Origin of the sequence: Streptomyces sp. NPDC058295 (assembly GCF_042880655.1) — a bacterium.
Lineage (GTDB): Bacteria > Actinomycetota > Actinomycetes > Streptomycetales > Streptomycetaceae > Streptomyces > Streptomyces coriariae.
This window is the reverse complement of record NZ_JBHVYO010000001.1, coordinates 201,915-217,051: the sequence shown is the minus strand read 5'-3', so window position 1 is coordinate 217,051 and position 15,137 is coordinate 201,915. Positions and strand designations below refer to the sequence as shown.

Here is a 15,137-nt window from a genome sequence, read left to right as displayed (position 1 = left end):
CGGCCTCGGGAGGGTGCATGACCGACCTCACCACACTCACGGCGACCGAACTCCTCGACGGTTACCGCAAGGGCGAGTTCAGCCCCGTGGAGGCGACCCGCGCGGTCCTCGACCGGGCGGAGCGGATCCAGCCGGAGGTGAACGCGTTCGTACGGATCCTCGCCGACGAGGCGCTGGCGCAGGCGGAAGCCTCGCGGGAGCGGTGGCGGCGCGGGGAGCCGGCCGGGCCGGTCGACGGGGTGCCGGTGACGGTCAAGGACCTCCTGCTGCTGAGGGGACACCCGACACTCAAAGGCTCCAAGTCCGTAGATGTGAGCGGCCGTTGGGACGAGGACGCGCCCTCCGTCGCCCGGCTGCGCGAGTCCGGCGCGGTCTTCGTCGGCAAGACGACCACCCCCGAGTACGGCTGGAAGGGGGTGACGGACTCCCCGCTGACCGGTGTGACCCGCAACCCGCACGACCCGTCGCGCACGGCGGGCGGTTCCAGCGGCGGGAGCGCGGCCGCGGTGGCGCTCGGCGCGGGGCCGCTGTCACTGGGGACCGACGGCGGGGGCAGTGTCCGTATCCCGGCCGCGTTCTGCGGGATCTTCGCGCTGAAACCGACGTACGGTCGCGTGCCGTTGTACCCGGCGAGCGCCTTCGGCACGCTGGCGCACGTGGGTCCGATGACCCGGGACGCGGCGGACGCGGCGCTGCTGCTCGACGTGATCGGCGTGCCGGACTCGCGGGACTGGTCGGCGCTGGGTCCGGCGGACGGACCGCTGCGGTCGGGGCTCGACCGGGGCGTGCGCGGACTGCGGGTGGCGTACTCGCCGTCGCTGGGCGGACAGGTCGCGGTACGGCCGGGGGTCGCGGCGGCGGTGCGGCGGGCCGTGGAGCGGCTGGCGGAGCTCGGCGCGTACGTCGAGGAGGCCGACCCGGACTTCACCGACCCGGTGGACGCCTTCCACACCCTGTGGTTCGCCGGGGCGGCCCAGGTGACCCGAAGGCTGCGGGCGGACCGGCGGGGGGCGCTCGATCCGGGGCTGCGGGAGATCTGCGCCGAGGGCGCGCGGTACTCCGCCCTCGACTATCTGTCCGCGGTGGACGTCCGGATGGAACTGGGCCGCCGCATGGGCCGTTTCCACGACACCTACGACCTGCTCCTCACCCCGACGCTGCCGATCACGGCGTTCGAGGCGGGCGTCGAGGTGCCGGCCGGGTCGGGGCATCGGCGCTGGACGGGGTGGACGCCCTTCACCTACCCCTTCAACCTCACCCAGCAGCCCGCGGCGACGGTTCCGGTGGGCACGGACGGCGACGGGCTGCCGGTGGGGCTGCAGATCGTGGCCGCCCGCCACCGGGACGACCTGGTACTACGGGCGGGGCACGCGTTGCGCGGGTGGTCGTAGCCCTCGCCCCTCACGCGCACCCCTCGCCCCGGCACTTCACCTGCACCCCTCACCCCTCAGCCCGGCCTCTCACCCGGCAGGGGCGCCCCCGGGCGGGCCGGAACGCCGGAACCGCAGCGTCTCTCCCGCCGCGCCCGTTCGCCACAGGTCGTTGCACGCTTCCGCCATCTCCTCCAGGCCTGCCACGACCCGCCCCCAGACGATGCCGGGGACCCAGCCGACGTCACCGTTGAGGAGCAGGTTGTTGCGTTCGTAGAAGAGGGCCAGGTCGACGACCGTGGTGCCGGGGCGGACCTCGCGGTCGTAGCCGTAGGCCCGGGTGCCGAGTTCCGCTCCCGCGAAGGAGAAATAGCAGAGATCTCCCGGGATGGGAGTGACAGTCGGGTTCTCCAGCGGTGGTTCGGATGCCGCGAAAGGCGGGAACAGGGCGTAGATCTCGTTACGGGCGTATTTGGCGTGGTAGACGTCTCCGGCGAGCGGAAGGGAATCCCAGACGGCCGCGCAGGTGATCGGCGCACGATCGTCGAGCAGCTGCGCCGTGGCGGTGATTCCGCGTTTGACCAGCGAGACTTCGATGTATCGGTCAGCCATGCGTTCCATGGTCCACCCGCGGTCAAGGCGGCCTCGGCGGCGACCGGGGCCGGAAGCAGCCCGTGTAACTCGCATGAAGTCGGGTAGCGGCGCGCCTATGGCTCGACCACTCACACATCGATCAGGAACCGACAACGGCCGCCACGGAAGACTCAGTCGCCGCTCGTTGCTCGCCGGAGCGGCGCTGAGCGCGGCGGGGGGCCTCGGGGTGGTCGGCTGCAGCCGCGTCCCGGGAGACGGGAAGGTGTTGGGAGGCAGCCTCCTGGACACCTTGCGGGATCAGGGGTCCGTGAAGATCGGCATCGCCAGTGAACCACCCTTCGGCTATGTCGGAGACGACGGACAGGCCACCGGAGAGGCACCCGCGATCGCGAAGGTGATCTTCAAGAAGCTCGGCATCGACGAGGTCAAGCCGGTGCCTGTGGACTTCGGTGCCCTCATACCCGGGCTGAAGGCCCGGCAGTTCGATGTGGTGTCGGCCGGGATGTACATCAATCCCCTGCGGTGCGAACAGGTGCTGTTCGCCGACCCGGACTACCTGATGCTGGACGCCTTCATCGTCAAGAAGGGCAATCCACACGGCATCAAGACGTATGCGGACGTCAAGAAGAAGGGCCTCAAGCTCGCCTCCGGCAAGGCCTACGCCCAGATCGACTACGCCAAGGCCGCGGGCATCGGCGACGTGCTGGTCCTGCCGGACCAGGTGGCCGGGCTCGACGCGGTGGCCCAGGGCCGGGTGGACGCCTTCGCGGGCACCCGCATCACGGTCAGGTCGGCGGTGGCGGGTTCCGGACGCGTGTCGGCCACCGAGCCGTTCCAGCCCGTGGTCGACGGCAAGCCCGCCTACGGCGCCGGCGGCTTCGCCTTCCGGCAGTCCGAGAAGAACTTCCGCGACGCGTTCAACAAGGAGCTGCTGAAGCTCAAGGAGGACGACTACCGGGAACTCCTCCGGATCGTCGGCCCGTTCGGCTTCGCCAAGGCCGACATGACGGACCTCACGGCGAAGGAGCTGTGCGGCTGATGATGACCTCCGAGTTCTTCACCACCTGGTTCCTGCCGGGGATCTGGGTCACGGTCCAGGTGACGGTGCTCTCCGCGGCCCTCGGCGCCGCCATCTCGTTCGGCATCGGTCTCGCCCGCGGGTCGCAGTACTGGATCGTCCGCTTCCTCGCCGGGGTCTACTTCGAGGTCTTCCGTGGCATGTCGGCGCTGGTGCTGATGTTCTGGATGTTCTTCGCGCTGCCCCTCTTCGGCTGGCAGCTGGTACCCCTGTGGGCCGGCGTCAGCGCGCTCGGCCTGACCTACGGCGCCTACGGCTCCGAGATCGTGCGCGGTTCCCTGGCCGCCGTCACGCCGGCTCAGAAGGAAGCGGGCATCGCGCTCAACTTCACCCGTCTGCAGCGGCTGCGCCTGATCGAACTGCCCCAGGCGTGGCCCGAGATGGTGCCGCCGTTCAACAACCTGCTGATCGAGCTGCTGAAGGGCACCGCCCTGGTCTCGGTCATCACGGTGGCCGACATGACGTTCGCCGGCAATCTGCTCCGGCTGGGCACCAACGAGACCACCCCGGTCTACACCCTGCTGCTGGTCCTCTACTTCGTCCTCGCCTTCCTCATCACCCGCGGTATGCGGCTGCTGGAGCGCAGGGCGAAGGCCGGTATCGGGCAACTGCCGGCGAAGAGCAGCGGGACGACCAGGAAGCTCGGCGCCCGCGGCGAAAGCCTGCAAGCCGGTTCGCAGTCCGCGGGAGGTATGGGATGAGCTGGGACTGGAACGTCGTGGACGACTTCATGCCGCGGTTCTGGGACGGCGTGCTCGTCACCCTGCAAGCCCTGGCCATCGGCACCCTGATCGCCTTCGCGCTGGGCCTGGTGTGGGCGCTGGCACAGCGGTCGGCGCAGGCCTGGGTGCGCTGGCCGGTCATCGCCGTCACGGAGTTCATCCGCAACACCCCGCTGCTGGTGCAGCTCTTCTTCCTCTTCTACGTGGTCCCCAACTTCGGCCCGTCGATGTCGCCGCTCACCACCGGCATCGTCGGCCTCGGACTGCACTACTCCACCTACACCGCGGAGGTCTACCGCGCGGGCATCGACGGCGTCCCCGCCGGCCAGTGGGAGGCGGCCACGGCGCTGAGCCTGTCCAAGGGGCGCACCTGGCGGGCGGTGATCCTTCCGCAGGCGATCCGTCGCGTCGTCCCGCCGCTGGGCAACTACGTCGTCGCCATGCTCAAGGACTCCCCGATGATCGCGACCATCGGTGCCTTCGACATGCTCGGCGAGGCCCAGGCCTTCAGCAACGAGACCTTCACCACCGAGGCGCTCACCGTCGTGGGCGTGGCCTTCATCGTCATCGCCTACCCCGCCTCCCTCCTGATCCGAGCCCTGGAGCGACGCCTTGTCCGCTGACACCAATCCCGCAGAGAACACCGAACTCCTCGCCAATCCGCCGGTGGACGGCAGTGAACTGATCCGCTTCGACAAGGTCACCAAGCGCTTCGGCGACAACACCGTCCTGGACCGGCTCGACTTCTCCGTCGACTCCGGCAAGCACGTCACGCTGATCGGCCCGTCGGGCTCCGGCAAGACGACGATCCTGCGGCTGCTGATGACCCTGACCGAGCCCGACGAGGGCACGATCAGGGTGGGCGGCGACTATCTGACCCACGAGGAGCGGAACGGCAAGCTGGTCCGGGCCGGCGAGAAGCACATCCGTGAGGTCCGCAAGAACATCGGGATGGTCTTCCAGCAGTTCAACCTCTTCCCGAACATGAAGGTGCTGCGCAACATCACCGAGGCTCCGGTCACGGTCCTCGGCCTGTCCAAGGACGAGGCCGAGCAGCGGGCCCGCGACCTGCTCGAACTGGTGGGCCTGACCGAGCACATCGACAAGTACCCGACCCAGCTGTCCGGCGGCCAGCAGCAGCGGGTGGCGATCGCCCGGGCGCTGGCGATGCGACCGCAGGTCCTCCTGCTGGACGAGGTGACCTCCGCGCTGGACCCGGAGCTGGTGGCCGGCGTCCTGGACGTACTGCGGGACATCGCCCGCACCACCGACATCACGATGCTCTGCGTGACCCACGAGATGAGCTTCGCCCGGGACATCTCGGACCAGGTCCTGATGTTCGACTCGGGGCGTGTCATCGAGTCGGGTCCGCCGGAGAAGATCTTCAGCGAGCCGGAGCAGGATCGGACGCGGGAGTTCCTCAGCGCCGTGCTGTGAGGTCAGGGGCGGGCGCCACCCCGAGTGGCGCCCCTCCTCTCGCCCCTCCTCTCCCACCGGCAACCCGCATCGCCCGGCACGCACAAACCTCCCCCCGCCCGCCCGAACCCAGGCATGCTGCTGGCATATGCCAGGTGGGCAACCCCCTAGTTGCGGCGGGGTAATCCCCTCAACACCCCTCCCCACGAGCCGGTTGCCGGATATCGTGGAGGGTGATTCGCTGCCAGGATCAGGAATCACGGCCATGAGGCGACCAGGGGGGAAACCGTGGCGCTGAAGCACGAGCCGACCGTGCCGTACCACTCGGCCCAGGGAGCGTTGCGCGTCCTGGAGACGGTGGCGCGGCACTCCACCGGGGTCACCGACGCCGAACTCGCCCGTCAGACCGGACTCGGCGCGGAGCGACTGACCGCGCTCCTGCGCATGCTGCGCCGCGAGGGCTACGTCGAGCAGATCGCCGACGGGGCGTACGTCACGGGCGACGCCCTGACCCGCCTGGGCTCCGCCCACCATCGCGAGCAGGCCCTGCGCGACCAGCTCCAGCACACCCTCGACCGGCTCCGCGACTCCGTCGGCGCCGCCGTCTACATCAGCCGGTACGTCGACGGCGAGGTCACGATCACCCAGTACGCCGACGGCCCGGCCACGCCGTCCGTCAACGAGTGGGTCGACTTCCGCTCCTCCGCACACGCCACCGCGCTCGGCAAGAGCCTGCTGGGCCAGCTCGACCACAACGGCCGGCGCGACCATCTCTCCCGGCACAAGATGGCCCGGCTCACCTCGCGCACCATCACCAGCGACAAGCTGCTGCTCTCCCGTCTGGAGGCCCAGCCGCCCACCGTCCCGACGCTCGACCTCCAGGAGTACGCGATCGGCACGGTCTGCGCGGCCGTCCCGATCACCGCCGGCTCCATGGCGGGCTGCCTCGCCCTCTCCCTGCCCGTCGAGCACGCCCACCGGCTCCGCCAGGCCGCCGAGACCCTGAACAGGAACGCGGCACCGGTACTGCTGTCGCTCGCGATCTGACGCCCGTCCGACCCGTGGCCCGGCGGGTGCTCCCGGCATGGTGCGGAGCACCCCCGCGGACCGGGTAGTATTTTCTCCGTCGTCAGCCGCCGAAGGCGGAGGACGGGAGTCATGCGCCGCTAGCTCAGTTGGTTAGAGCAGCTGACTCTTAATCAGCGGGTCCGGGGTTCGAGTCCCTGGCGGCGCACCGATGAAGGGCCTCTCGTGGACACGAGGGGCCCTTCGGCGTTCCCCCCGGCCCCCATGCCGCCGACGTCCGCCGCCGTCAGCCGCCGGTAGGTCGCCTCGCCCGGCGGCCGCCACCACACCGGATCGGCACACCGGATCCCCTCCCGCCGCAGCAGCGCCCGGTGGATCTTGTTCGTGGCGGTGACCGGCATCCGCTCCAGGACCCGTACGAACCGGGGCGCCATCTTCGTCCCCAGATCGGGCTGGGCGAGCAGGAACTCGGCGAAACCGAGCGGCTCGAAGGATCCGGCCAGCGCCGCCATCACCTGGTCCCCGGTCACCGGATCCGGCACCGCGTAGACGGCCACGGCGGCCGCCCCCTCGTACCGGGCGAGGATGTTCTCGATCATCGCGGCGGCCAGGTTCTCGCTGTCGACGCGGAGCCGGTCGTCGGTGCGGCCCGCGAAGTAGAGGAAGCCTGCGCGGTCGCGGTAGAAGAGGTCTCCGGTCCAGTACTCCCCGTCGTCCCGGCGCCGCTCCGCCTCGGCCGCCGGGTTGCGCCAGTAGCCCTCGAAGGGGTTGGGGCCCCGGTTGACCAGCTCGCCGATCGCCTCTTCGCCGTTCAGCAGCCGACCGGCCGGGTCGAGAACAGCCGGCGGACATTCGTCGCGGGTCTCCCGGTCGAGGACGACGAGACCGGGCGCCGCCCGCCCGACCGCCCCCGCCGGAGTCCCCGGCGACCACTGCACGGCCGCCCCGCCCTCCGAGGAGCCGTACCCCTCCACCAGCCGCACCCCGAACCGTCGCTCGAAGGCGGCCGCGTCCACCGCCCCCGCCTCGGTGCCGAAGCCGAGCCGCAGGCTGTGGTCCCGGTCGTCCGGGCGCGGCTCGGTGGCCAGGACGTACTGGATCGCCCGGCCCACGTAGGTGAAGTACGTCGCCCGGTAGCGCCGTACGTCCGCCAGGAACCCGGACGCCGAGAACCGCCGACGCAGCGCCACCCCGGCCCCGGCCGCCAGCGCGGGCGCCCAGTCGGCGATCACCGCATTGCCGTGGAACATCGGCATGCAGACGTAGTGCACGTCGTCCCGCCGCACGGAGAACTGTCCGGCCAGCGAGCGCCCCGCGGCGGCCAGCCGGCCCTGGGTGCAGATCGCGGCCTTGGGCGCGCCGGTCGAGCCGGAGGTGAAGTAGAGGAGGAGCCGGTCGGCGGGGCCGGCCCGGGAAGGGTCGGGGCGGGCGTCCGCGTACGGGGCGAGCAGGTCGTCGTACTCCGGGGTTCCGGTGATCAGCAGGCGGACCCCGGGCAGGTCGAGGCCCCTGAGGAGGGGGAGGTGGGCGTGCTCGGTGATCAGCAGCCCGCACTCGGTGTGCAGGATGTCCCGGGCCAGTTCGGGGCCCCGCCGGGTGGGGTTGATCCCGGCGACGGCCGCGCCTGCGAGGGCGGCGGCCGACAGCCAGAGCGGGAACTCCGGGGTGTTGTCCAGCAGGACCCCGAGATGGGGCGGACCGCCCGACGGCAGCAGGTCGGCCAGCAGCGCCGCCCGGGCGGCGGCACCGGCGGCGACCTGGTGGTGGGTGAGGACGGTGCTCCCGGTGCCGTCCGGGTTCCCGGTGCCCGTGGGGCTCCCGGTGTCCTCGGGGTTCTGGCACCACAGCCCGGGGCGGTGGTCGCCCCACCGGGCCGCTACGAGTTCGGCGACGGACTCCATGGCGGCGCACGGTAGTTGACGTACCGTCAGATGTGGAGGGCTACGGCATGAAGTCGTCCGCCTCGGCGAACATCCAGTGGGCGGTGACCATGAAGAAGACGCAGAAGGCGAGGGCCACGCCGAGGAAGAGCAGCAGACAGCCCGACTCGGCGAGGAGCCTGCCGCGGGCGGGTGCCTTGGCCGTGGCCTCCTCGGGGTGTTCGGCCGCGTAGTGGACGGTGACGAGGTCGCCCTCGATGGTCGTCCCCGGGCCGTTCGCCTCCTCGAAGCGGACGGCCCGGCCCTCGCGGGTGGTGAACTCGTAGACGTGGTGCAGGGTCGTGCCGACCATGGTGTCGCCGCCGCCGCTGGTCGTCGTGTACGAGCGCAGACAGCGCGCCTGCGCGGTGAGACCGCCGCCCCAGGCCCGGGCGACCCGCCGGGAGCGGCGGACCACCCCGAACACGCCGAACAGCAGGCCGACGATCATGATCGACGGCACGAGGTAGAAGAAGGCTTCCATGAGCTCCCCCCGAGGTCCGGGCGCCGACCTGGTCGTGCCGGCGTGCAGGGAACGTACCCGCGCCCGGACCCGGGGGAGCTCAAGCCATGCTCAGAACGTGACGTCGGAGCAGGCGTAGAACGCGTTGGTCGTGTCGGCGACCGTCCACACCGCGACGATCACGTGACGTCCGCTGAGCCCGGACGGCAGCGTGCCGCTGTGCGAGAGGGTGGACGGGGGCCGCTGACCGCCGTAGGGCACGGTCAGGAACGGCGTGAGGTTGAGGTCGGAGCGGGCCAGGTTGTGGTTCTGGTTCCAGCCCTGCTTGGTGACGTAGTACTTGAAGTCGCTCGTGGCGTGCATGGCGGTGAACTGCCACCGGAAGGTGTAGCTCTGACCACCGGTCACCTTGGTGGCCGGCCATGCCCCGCCCGAGGGGGTCTTCGGGCTGTCGAGCTGGGCGAAGCGGGTGTTGTTCGCGGAGCAGATCCTTCCGTCGGCCGCGCCGGACGCCGGGAAGCCCTTCGGGCCCTCGACGCTCTGCGGCTCCCACTGGATGTCACCGCAGTTGGGGACCGAGCCGTTCTGGCAGAGCTTCTGCCGGCTGATGGGGAGGTCGGTGTAGCCGTGGCCGCTCGCACCCCCGGCGGTGAGCACGAAGGCTCCCGCCGTGGTGAGTCCGAGCGCGGCGGCGTACCACTTGGTCTTTTTGCGCATGCTGCCGCTCCTGGAGAACGTGGGGAGTTCGGTGAGGAGTTCAGTGAGCTCATGCGTGCAGGTCTAGACCAAGTTCGAGATTATTGCCGTTTCTTGGCTGTGTCCATATCAAAGACGTGTCCGGCCGCCCCCGTCACGGCCGCCCTTCACGACTGCCCGTCACGGCCCTTGCTCCCCGCGCCCCGAGCAGAAGGCGACGGTCAGGTCCTTCACCAGCGCCTTGCGTTCGTAGTCGTCGAGTTCCACGAGTCCGCGCATGGTCAGCCGGGTCACGGTGTCCTCCACCGAGTCCACGACCGAGGTCAGCACGCTCGCCCGGTGCTGGGCGTCGAGCGCGGCGATCCGGCGGCGGTGCATCGCGGCGGCGACCTCGGGGGCGTACTCGATCCGCAGCGGCCGCACCGAGAACACCTCCAGTCCGATCGCGCCCGCGTCCTGCGCGACCCGCCGGGTCAGCACCTCCCCCGCCGCCTCCACCGAACCGCGTCCCGCGCCCGGCGTCTCCACCGGGATCCGGGCCAGGGCCGCCTCGACGCACTCGCGCAGATATGTCTCGTGGTCCTCTACGCCGAGCGTGGCCCGCGCGGTGTCCCGCACCCGCCACACCACGAGCGTCACCACCCGCAGCGCGACCCCGCTGCCGTCGGCGGCGGGCAGCGGCTCGCTGCGCCAGTGCCGCAGCCGTACGTCCACCCGGCGGCGCAGCAGCAGCGGGTTGACCCACAGCAGGCCGGTGCGCCGCACGGTCCCCCGGTAGCGGCCGAACAGACCGAGCACCCAGGCCCGTCCGGTCCGCCCGCGGGCCAGACCGCCGAAGCCGAACAGCCCCAGGGCGCCCGCCCCCGCGTACGCCGCCCACTGCGCCGGACCTAGCCCGGCGCCCGCGAACTCCGGCAGCCGCAGTGCCTGCGCCGCGTGCGACGGCAGCACCCCGGCCCACCAGGAGGCGGCCACACAGCCGGCCGCCCCGCACATCCCGGCGAACACGCCCGCCACGCCGGGCAGCACCCGGGCCGGCCGTTCCACCAGGTCCGGGTCGACCTGCGCCACCGGGTGGGGCTTGGCCGGCGTCGGCCGGCGCAGTCGCGGCTGCTCGCCGGTGCCCGCCCGGCTGCCCACCACGGCCGCGCCGAGCGGCACGGGCCGCGGCTCGGGCTCGTCCCGGAACAGCAGATGGACGGGGATCTCGGTGGTCACCTCGTTCTGGATGAGCCGAGTGGGCCTGGACGGTCCCTCGGACTCGGGTGTCTGTGAAGTGGTCGTGTTCATTGCGTGCCTCCAGCCTCCGCGCCAGATACGCCATGACAGTGAGATGGGATCAAGAAAGCCAGCTACGAGAAGAGCCGCCGCCAGGTCTCCGGGCCCGGGTAGCCGTCCGCCGCGCCGCCCCGCCAGCCCTGGGCGCGCTGGAAGGCCTCGACCCCTCGCCGGTCCGCCTCGCCCCAGTGCGGTCCGGGCCCCGTCGTGTAGTACCTGCCGAACCCCTTCTTCACCAGCCGCCTCCCCAGCTGGGTGACGTACGCGTTCTGCGCGCCGGGCCGGAACATGCCCCGCCCGGGGTACGCGGGGACGCGCGGCGAGGGTGCGGCGGGCGCGCCGGCCGCCCCGGTCGCGGGATACCCGCCGATCGCGTCGCCGGAGCCCTGGCCGGTGCCGGTCGTCGGGGACTGTCCGGGGGCGATGTTCCTGCCCTGGCCGGAGATCAGCAGGGCCCAGGTGCTCGGGCCGGGGATGCCGTCGGCGTCGGCGCCGCGCCAGCCCTGGGCCTGCTGGAAGGCCACGGTGGCCCAGCCGTCGGACGCCGACCACCGTGGGCCCGGGCCCGAGGCGTAGAAGCGTGCTCCGCCGCGCTGGACGAGGAGCCGGCCGAGCTGGGTGACGTACGGGTTGTTCGCGCCGGGTCCGAAGGCCGCCCGCCCCGGGAACGGCGTCGTCGTCGCGGTGCCCCCGGCGCCGGGCCGGTTCCCGCCGCCGGCGCTCGTGCCGACCTGTTCCCCGTCGCCGGGAGCTACCGACGTGAGGCCCTTGTAGCGGTAGGGCACGTAGCGGTCGGAATTGCTCCAGTAGGCGTAGGGAGTGGTCTGTCGGCGCGTGGTCGGGCGGGTCTGCTCGTAGACGAGGTAGTAGCTGTGCGTGTAGTCCGTCCAGCCGCCGAAAATGACGACGTGCGAGCCTTTCTCGGGGTTGGACGGATTGTGGAACAGCAGAATGTCGCCGGGCTGGAGCTCCTCCTTGGTAATCCGAGTCCCGTACTGGTGGAGACTGCCCGTCCACTCGTTCCCGGCCAGGTTCCAGGCCTTGGAGACGAAGCCTGAGCAGTCCTGCCGGTAACCGTCGTACCAGTAGCTGCTCATGCTGTACGGCACCTCTGCCGAAACCCATTCCTTGGCCCGTCTGATGATGTCCGCCCGGGTCGTCGGGGGCGTTTTCACCGGTCCCGCCAGTCCCCCCGGCCGGGCCGGCTGCCCCGCCGGACCGTGCAGCGGCGCCTTGCCGCCCTGCGGGGTCTCGGGCTCGTCACCTGCGGGTACGCCGGGTCGGTCGGAGGTCTGCGGGGCCGCGAAGGCGGGCACCGCGTGGGCGCCGCCGAGCGCCGCGGCCGCCGCCGTGGCGACGACCACGACGCGATGGGCGGCCGGGTGACCGCCGAACCGGGCGGGCGGGGAATTCGACCCCACCCGCCGCCGGGATACGCATCCGGGGCACTCGCAGTCGCTCTCGGGATCGAATTCCTCGAATACCGGAGAGCCCATGCGATTCCCTTCACACTCCAGCTGGAAATGTCCGCGACTGTGCACGTTCGCCAGTTTCTCAACTGTCTTCCCGACGCGCATGCTGACGGTCCGAATGATGTACGCGACACCCGCCCGGCCCAGTGCCGCGGCGGACCGACGGCCGGGTGGTCGGGGGCACCCCCGGGGGTCCTGTAGAGTTATCCCGTCAGCAGGCGCCGCTAGCTCAGTTGGTTAGAGCAGCTGACTCTTAATCAGCGGGTCCGGGGTTCGAGTCCCTGGCGGCGCACAGACACCGAAGGCCCTTCGCGAAAGCGAGGGGCCTTCGTTCGTATGCGCACACACGGCGGGCCCTGAGGCTCGTCGCGCGAGCGCCCTGGCGTGAGGCGCACACGTTCGGGCCGTGGCAGGCGAATCGGCTACTCGATCCCCTGGTCGTCGATTCCCAGCGGTCGCGGCACACAGGCGAAGCCCACCTGCTCCAGGTGCGACAGCAGCGCGTGGAGGGTGGGCGTCCACGGCTGGACGGGCCTGCGGACGGTGTCGCCGATCCGGACCACCCGGCGATGGGCACCGTCCTGCATCACTTCCTCGCTCGACACGCGTGACACGCCGGCCGGTCCGGGAGCACGGAATCGCCCTGTCTGTCCGGTAACTCCCCTTGTTCGACGCCGACACAGGACCCGCGCCTCCCACGAGAGGGCCGGAAAACGGTCGTCACCGCCGTCCACGGGGTAGGGGAACCCCACAGCCTCCCGCGCCGGTCGCCGGGCTACTCCCGCAGCCCGGGCGCGCGCGGTCGAGGACCGGCCCGGTCGGCGGTTTCGGGGGAGCGGGCCGTCGACCGGGCCAGGTGGCGTCGGATCAGACGCCCGTGCCCGTCAGATACGCCGACACGATCACGTTCGCCGTGTAGCTGCGGCTCACCCGGTCGAAGGTGCCGCCGCAGGTGATCAGACGCAGTTCGGCGCGGTCCGGCTGCCGGGGGCCGTAGGCCTGGCGGGCGTCGAAGCGGTCGCGCTGGACCACCTCGACGTCGTCGACGGTGAACTCGGCGACCTTCCCGTCGTCGCGGACCACCCGTACCGTCTCGCCGGCCTTGAGCGTGCTGAGCTTGTAGAAGACGGCGGGCCTGGTCTCGGTGTCGACGTGCCCGACCAGCAGGGCCGTGCCCCGGGCGCCGGGTTTCGCGCCGGCGGCGTACCAGCCGACGACGCCCGCCTGGTCGAAGGGCGGTGGGTCGATGCCCCCCTCGGTGTCCAGCCCGCGGGCGACGACCGGCGCCTGCACGCCCAGGTCGGGAATGTCGATGCGTTGCGGCAGCGCCTGCCCCAACGGCTTGGCGGCGGGCGGCAGTTCGGCATCGGGCGGGCGGCCCACCGCGGCCATGTCACCGGTGGCCGGGGCGGATATGCCGTGCCGTACGTCGGTCACCTCGCGCCCCCACAGCCACAGCCCGAGCAGCAGTACCGCCCAGGCAAGACCGGTGAGGAAGCGGCCGGAAGAGCGTTCGCGGTCGGACATGCTCAATCCGTCCTGCGTCTCCGGTGCACCCCGCGGAAGATGACGGCGGCCGCGGCGACACCCGCGAGCACCAGCCCGACGACCGCCTGCGCGGTACCGGGACCATGGCCCTCCGCCTGTGACGCGTCGACGGCGGCGAGCGGGGCGAGGGCGGCGGTACCGCCGCCGCCGGCGTGCACCGGGGCGACGGGAGAGGCGGGCGCGGACGGCCCGTACGGCTCCGACGACTCGAAGTCCGACGGCCCCGAGGACTCGGCGTCCTCGGCGGACGACGCGGCGACGACCTTGACATGGCCCTTCACCTTGAAGTCGACGCAGGTGATCTGTACGTCGTAGGTGCCGGCCCCGATCGAGGATCGGACCCTGGTGTCGCCGACGAGCGTGCCGCCCGCGCCGGCGAGCTGCGCGTCCGCGACGAAGGCGGCCGAGGCCGCGGTGGCCGTTCTGCCGCCGCAGCCGCTGACCTTCAGGGTGATCTCGGCGCCGGGTGCGGGCGTGGACGGTGTGATCGAGACGCTGCCGCCTCTGTCCCCGCTGCCTTCGCCCGAGGCGTACGCCGTCGGGATGAGCACCGCGGCGACGGCCGCGACCCCCGCACAGAGTGTGATTTTCAGTGAACCCATCGTGAACCTCCAGCTAGATGGAGACTCCCCCGCCGGGACCCGGCGCGCATCCCCGGGCGGGGTATCACTGCTCCGTACGAGTGGCTCACACCCTGTTACGGGTTTCGGAGCTGCGGGTTTCAGATCCGGTCGACGAGATCCGCGATGGAGTCCACGATCTTCGACGGGCGGTACGGGAAGTTCTCGACCTGCTCGGGGCGGGTCAGACCGGTGAGCACCAGGAACGTCTGCATGCCGGCCTCCATGCCCGCGAGGACGTCGGTGTCCATGCGGTCGCCGATCATCGCGCTGTTCTCGGAGTGGGCGCCGATGGCGTTCAGTCCGGTGCGCATCATCAGCGGGTTGGGCTTGCCCGCGAAGTACGGGTTCTTGCCGGTCGCCTTGGTGATCAGCGCGGCGACGGCTCCGGTGGCCGGGAGCGCGCCCTCGGCGGAGGGGCCGGTCTCGTCCGGGTTGGTGCAGATGAAACGGGCGCCGTCGTTGATGAGCCGGACGGCCTTCGTCATCGCCTCGAACGAGTAGGTGCGGGTCTCGCCGAGGACGACGTAGTCGGGTTCGTGGTCGGTGAGGATGTACCCGATGTCGTGCAGCGCGGTGGTCAGGCCGGCCTCGCCGATGACGTACGCCGTGCCCTCGGGCCGCTGGTCGTCCAGGAACTGGGCGGTGGCCAGCGCGGAGGTCCAGATGTTCTCGATCGGCACGTCCAGGCCCATGCGTCGCAGCCGGGCGTGCAGGTCGCGCGGGGTGTAGATCGAGTTGTTGGTCAGGACCAGGAACGGCTTGCCCGAATCGCGGAGCTTCTTCAGGAAGGCGTCGGCGCCGGGGATCGGTACGCCCTCGTGGATGAGCACACCGTCCATGTCGGTGAGCCACGACTCGATGGGCTTGCGGTCTGCCATGTGCGGGATCTCCCTGCCGTACGCGAACGCGAGTACGCGGTGACCGCGCCTGTA

Annotated in this window: 16 protein-coding genes and 2 tRNA genes; 8 read left to right on the top strand and 10 right to left on the bottom strand. The window is 71.3% G+C overall.

Annotated elements, in window-relative coordinates:
* Nucleotides 1-17 precede the first annotated feature (17 nt).
* Nucleotides 18-1,391: an amidase gene (locus ACFVYS_RS00965; RefSeq protein WP_389497566.1), complete on the top strand. Its 1,374-nt coding sequence runs from the start codon at nucleotides 18-20 to the stop codon at nucleotides 1,389-1,391.
* Between the two features lie 69 nt (nucleotides 1,392-1,460).
* On the opposite strand, the gene ACFVYS_RS00960 is transcribed toward ACFVYS_RS00965, so the two are convergent.
* The gene (locus ACFVYS_RS00960; protein ID WP_389497564.1) at nucleotides 1,461-1,982 is read right to left on the bottom strand and encodes a DUF3830 family protein; all 522 of its coding nucleotides are present in this window, start codon (nucleotides 1,980-1,982) and stop codon (nucleotides 1,461-1,463) included.
* 97 nt (nucleotides 1,983-2,079) lie between these two features.
* Here ACFVYS_RS00960 and ehuB point away from each other — a divergent pair, with 97 nt between their 5' ends.
* From ehuB to ACFVYS_RS00930, 6 genes are all read left to right on the top strand, one after another.
* Nucleotides 2,080-3,003, top strand: a complete 924-nt coding sequence (gene ehuB, locus ACFVYS_RS00955) for an ectoine/hydroxyectoine ABC transporter substrate-binding protein EhuB (RefSeq protein ID WP_389497563.1) — start codon at nucleotides 2,080-2,082, stop codon at nucleotides 3,001-3,003.
* The gene (ehuC, locus tag ACFVYS_RS00950) at nucleotides 3,003-3,743 is read left to right on the top strand and encodes an ectoine/hydroxyectoine ABC transporter permease subunit EhuC (RefSeq protein WP_389497561.1); all 741 of its coding nucleotides are present in this window, start codon (nucleotides 3,003-3,005) and stop codon (nucleotides 3,741-3,743) included. The genes ehuB and ehuC overlap by 1 nt, the downstream gene beginning before the upstream one ends.
* Nucleotides 3,740-4,387, top strand: coding sequence for an ectoine/hydroxyectoine ABC transporter permease subunit EhuD (ehuD, locus tag ACFVYS_RS00945; protein WP_389497560.1), 648 nt, complete (start codon nucleotides 3,740-3,742; stop codon nucleotides 4,385-4,387). The genes ehuC and ehuD overlap by 4 nt, the downstream gene beginning before the upstream one ends.
* Entirely contained in the window at nucleotides 4,377-5,201 is an 825-nt protein-coding gene (ehuA, locus tag ACFVYS_RS00940; RefSeq protein WP_389497558.1) for an ectoine/hydroxyectoine ABC transporter ATP-binding protein EhuA, read from the top strand. The genes ehuD and ehuA overlap by 11 nt, the downstream gene beginning before the upstream one ends.
* 267 nt (nucleotides 5,202-5,468) lie before the next feature.
* Complete coding sequence (locus tag ACFVYS_RS00935) at nucleotides 5,469-6,227, top strand: IclR family transcriptional regulator (protein ID WP_389497557.1); 759 nt, start codon at nucleotides 5,469-5,471, stop codon at nucleotides 6,225-6,227.
* A gap of 113 nt (nucleotides 6,228-6,340) precedes the next feature.
* Nucleotides 6,341-6,414 (top strand) — tRNA-Lys (locus tag ACFVYS_RS00930).
* Here the strand turns inward: ACFVYS_RS00930 and ACFVYS_RS00925 are convergent.
* The 5 genes from ACFVYS_RS00925 to ACFVYS_RS00905 form a co-directional block, all read right to left on the bottom strand.
* The gene (locus ACFVYS_RS00925) at nucleotides 6,380-8,107 is read right to left on the bottom strand and encodes an AMP-binding protein (protein WP_389497555.1); all 1,728 of its coding nucleotides are present in this window, start codon (nucleotides 8,105-8,107) and stop codon (nucleotides 6,380-6,382) included. The two genes, ACFVYS_RS00930 and ACFVYS_RS00925, sit on opposite strands and share 35 nt — an antisense overlap.
* 40 nt (nucleotides 8,108-8,147) lie before the next feature.
* A complete protein-coding gene (locus ACFVYS_RS00920; RefSeq protein WP_389497553.1) occupies nucleotides 8,148-8,609 on the bottom strand; it encodes a DUF3592 domain-containing protein in 462 nt (153 codons plus the stop codon).
* A 90-nt stretch (nucleotides 8,610-8,699) separates the two neighbouring features.
* Nucleotides 8,700-9,305 carry a lytic polysaccharide monooxygenase gene (locus ACFVYS_RS00915; protein WP_389497551.1) on the bottom strand — a complete coding sequence of 202 codons (606 nt, stop codon included), beginning with the start codon at nucleotides 9,303-9,305 and terminating at the stop codon, nucleotides 8,700-8,702.
* A gap of 159 nt (nucleotides 9,306-9,464) precedes the next feature.
* The gene (locus ACFVYS_RS00910) at nucleotides 9,465-10,574 is read right to left on the bottom strand and encodes an SPFH domain-containing protein (RefSeq protein WP_389497549.1); all 1,110 of its coding nucleotides are present in this window, start codon (nucleotides 10,572-10,574) and stop codon (nucleotides 9,465-9,467) included.
* A 62-nt stretch (nucleotides 10,575-10,636) separates the two neighbouring features.
* Entirely contained in the window at nucleotides 10,637-12,058 is a 1,422-nt protein-coding gene (locus ACFVYS_RS00905) for a peptidoglycan-binding protein (RefSeq protein WP_389497547.1), read from the bottom strand.
* A 194-nt stretch (nucleotides 12,059-12,252) separates the two neighbouring features.
* On the opposite strand from ACFVYS_RS00905, the gene ACFVYS_RS00900 reads away from it, so the two are divergent.
* Nucleotides 12,253-12,326, top strand: a tRNA-Lys gene (locus ACFVYS_RS00900).
* 130 nt (nucleotides 12,327-12,456) lie between these two features.
* Here ACFVYS_RS00900 and ACFVYS_RS00895 read toward each other — a convergent pair.
* The 4 genes from ACFVYS_RS00895 to ACFVYS_RS00880 form a co-directional block, all read right to left on the bottom strand.
* Entirely contained in the window at nucleotides 12,457-12,639 is a 183-nt protein-coding gene (locus tag ACFVYS_RS00895) for a hypothetical protein (protein WP_389497545.1), read from the bottom strand.
* A 262-nt stretch (nucleotides 12,640-12,901) separates the two neighbouring features.
* Nucleotides 12,902-13,561 (bottom strand): class F sortase, encoded by a 660-nt coding sequence (locus ACFVYS_RS00890; protein ID WP_389497543.1) that lies wholly within the window; start codon nucleotides 13,559-13,561, stop codon nucleotides 12,902-12,904.
* Nucleotides 13,562-13,563: 2 nt separating this feature from the next.
* A complete protein-coding gene (locus ACFVYS_RS00885) occupies nucleotides 13,564-14,184 on the bottom strand; it encodes a hypothetical protein (RefSeq protein ID WP_389497541.1) in 621 nt (206 codons plus the stop codon).
* Nucleotides 14,185-14,303: 119 nt separating this feature from the next.
* Entirely contained in the window at nucleotides 14,304-15,083 is a 780-nt protein-coding gene (locus ACFVYS_RS00880) for an HAD-IIA family hydrolase (protein WP_355701586.1), read from the bottom strand.
* Between the last annotated feature and the right edge of the window lie 54 nt (nucleotides 15,084-15,137).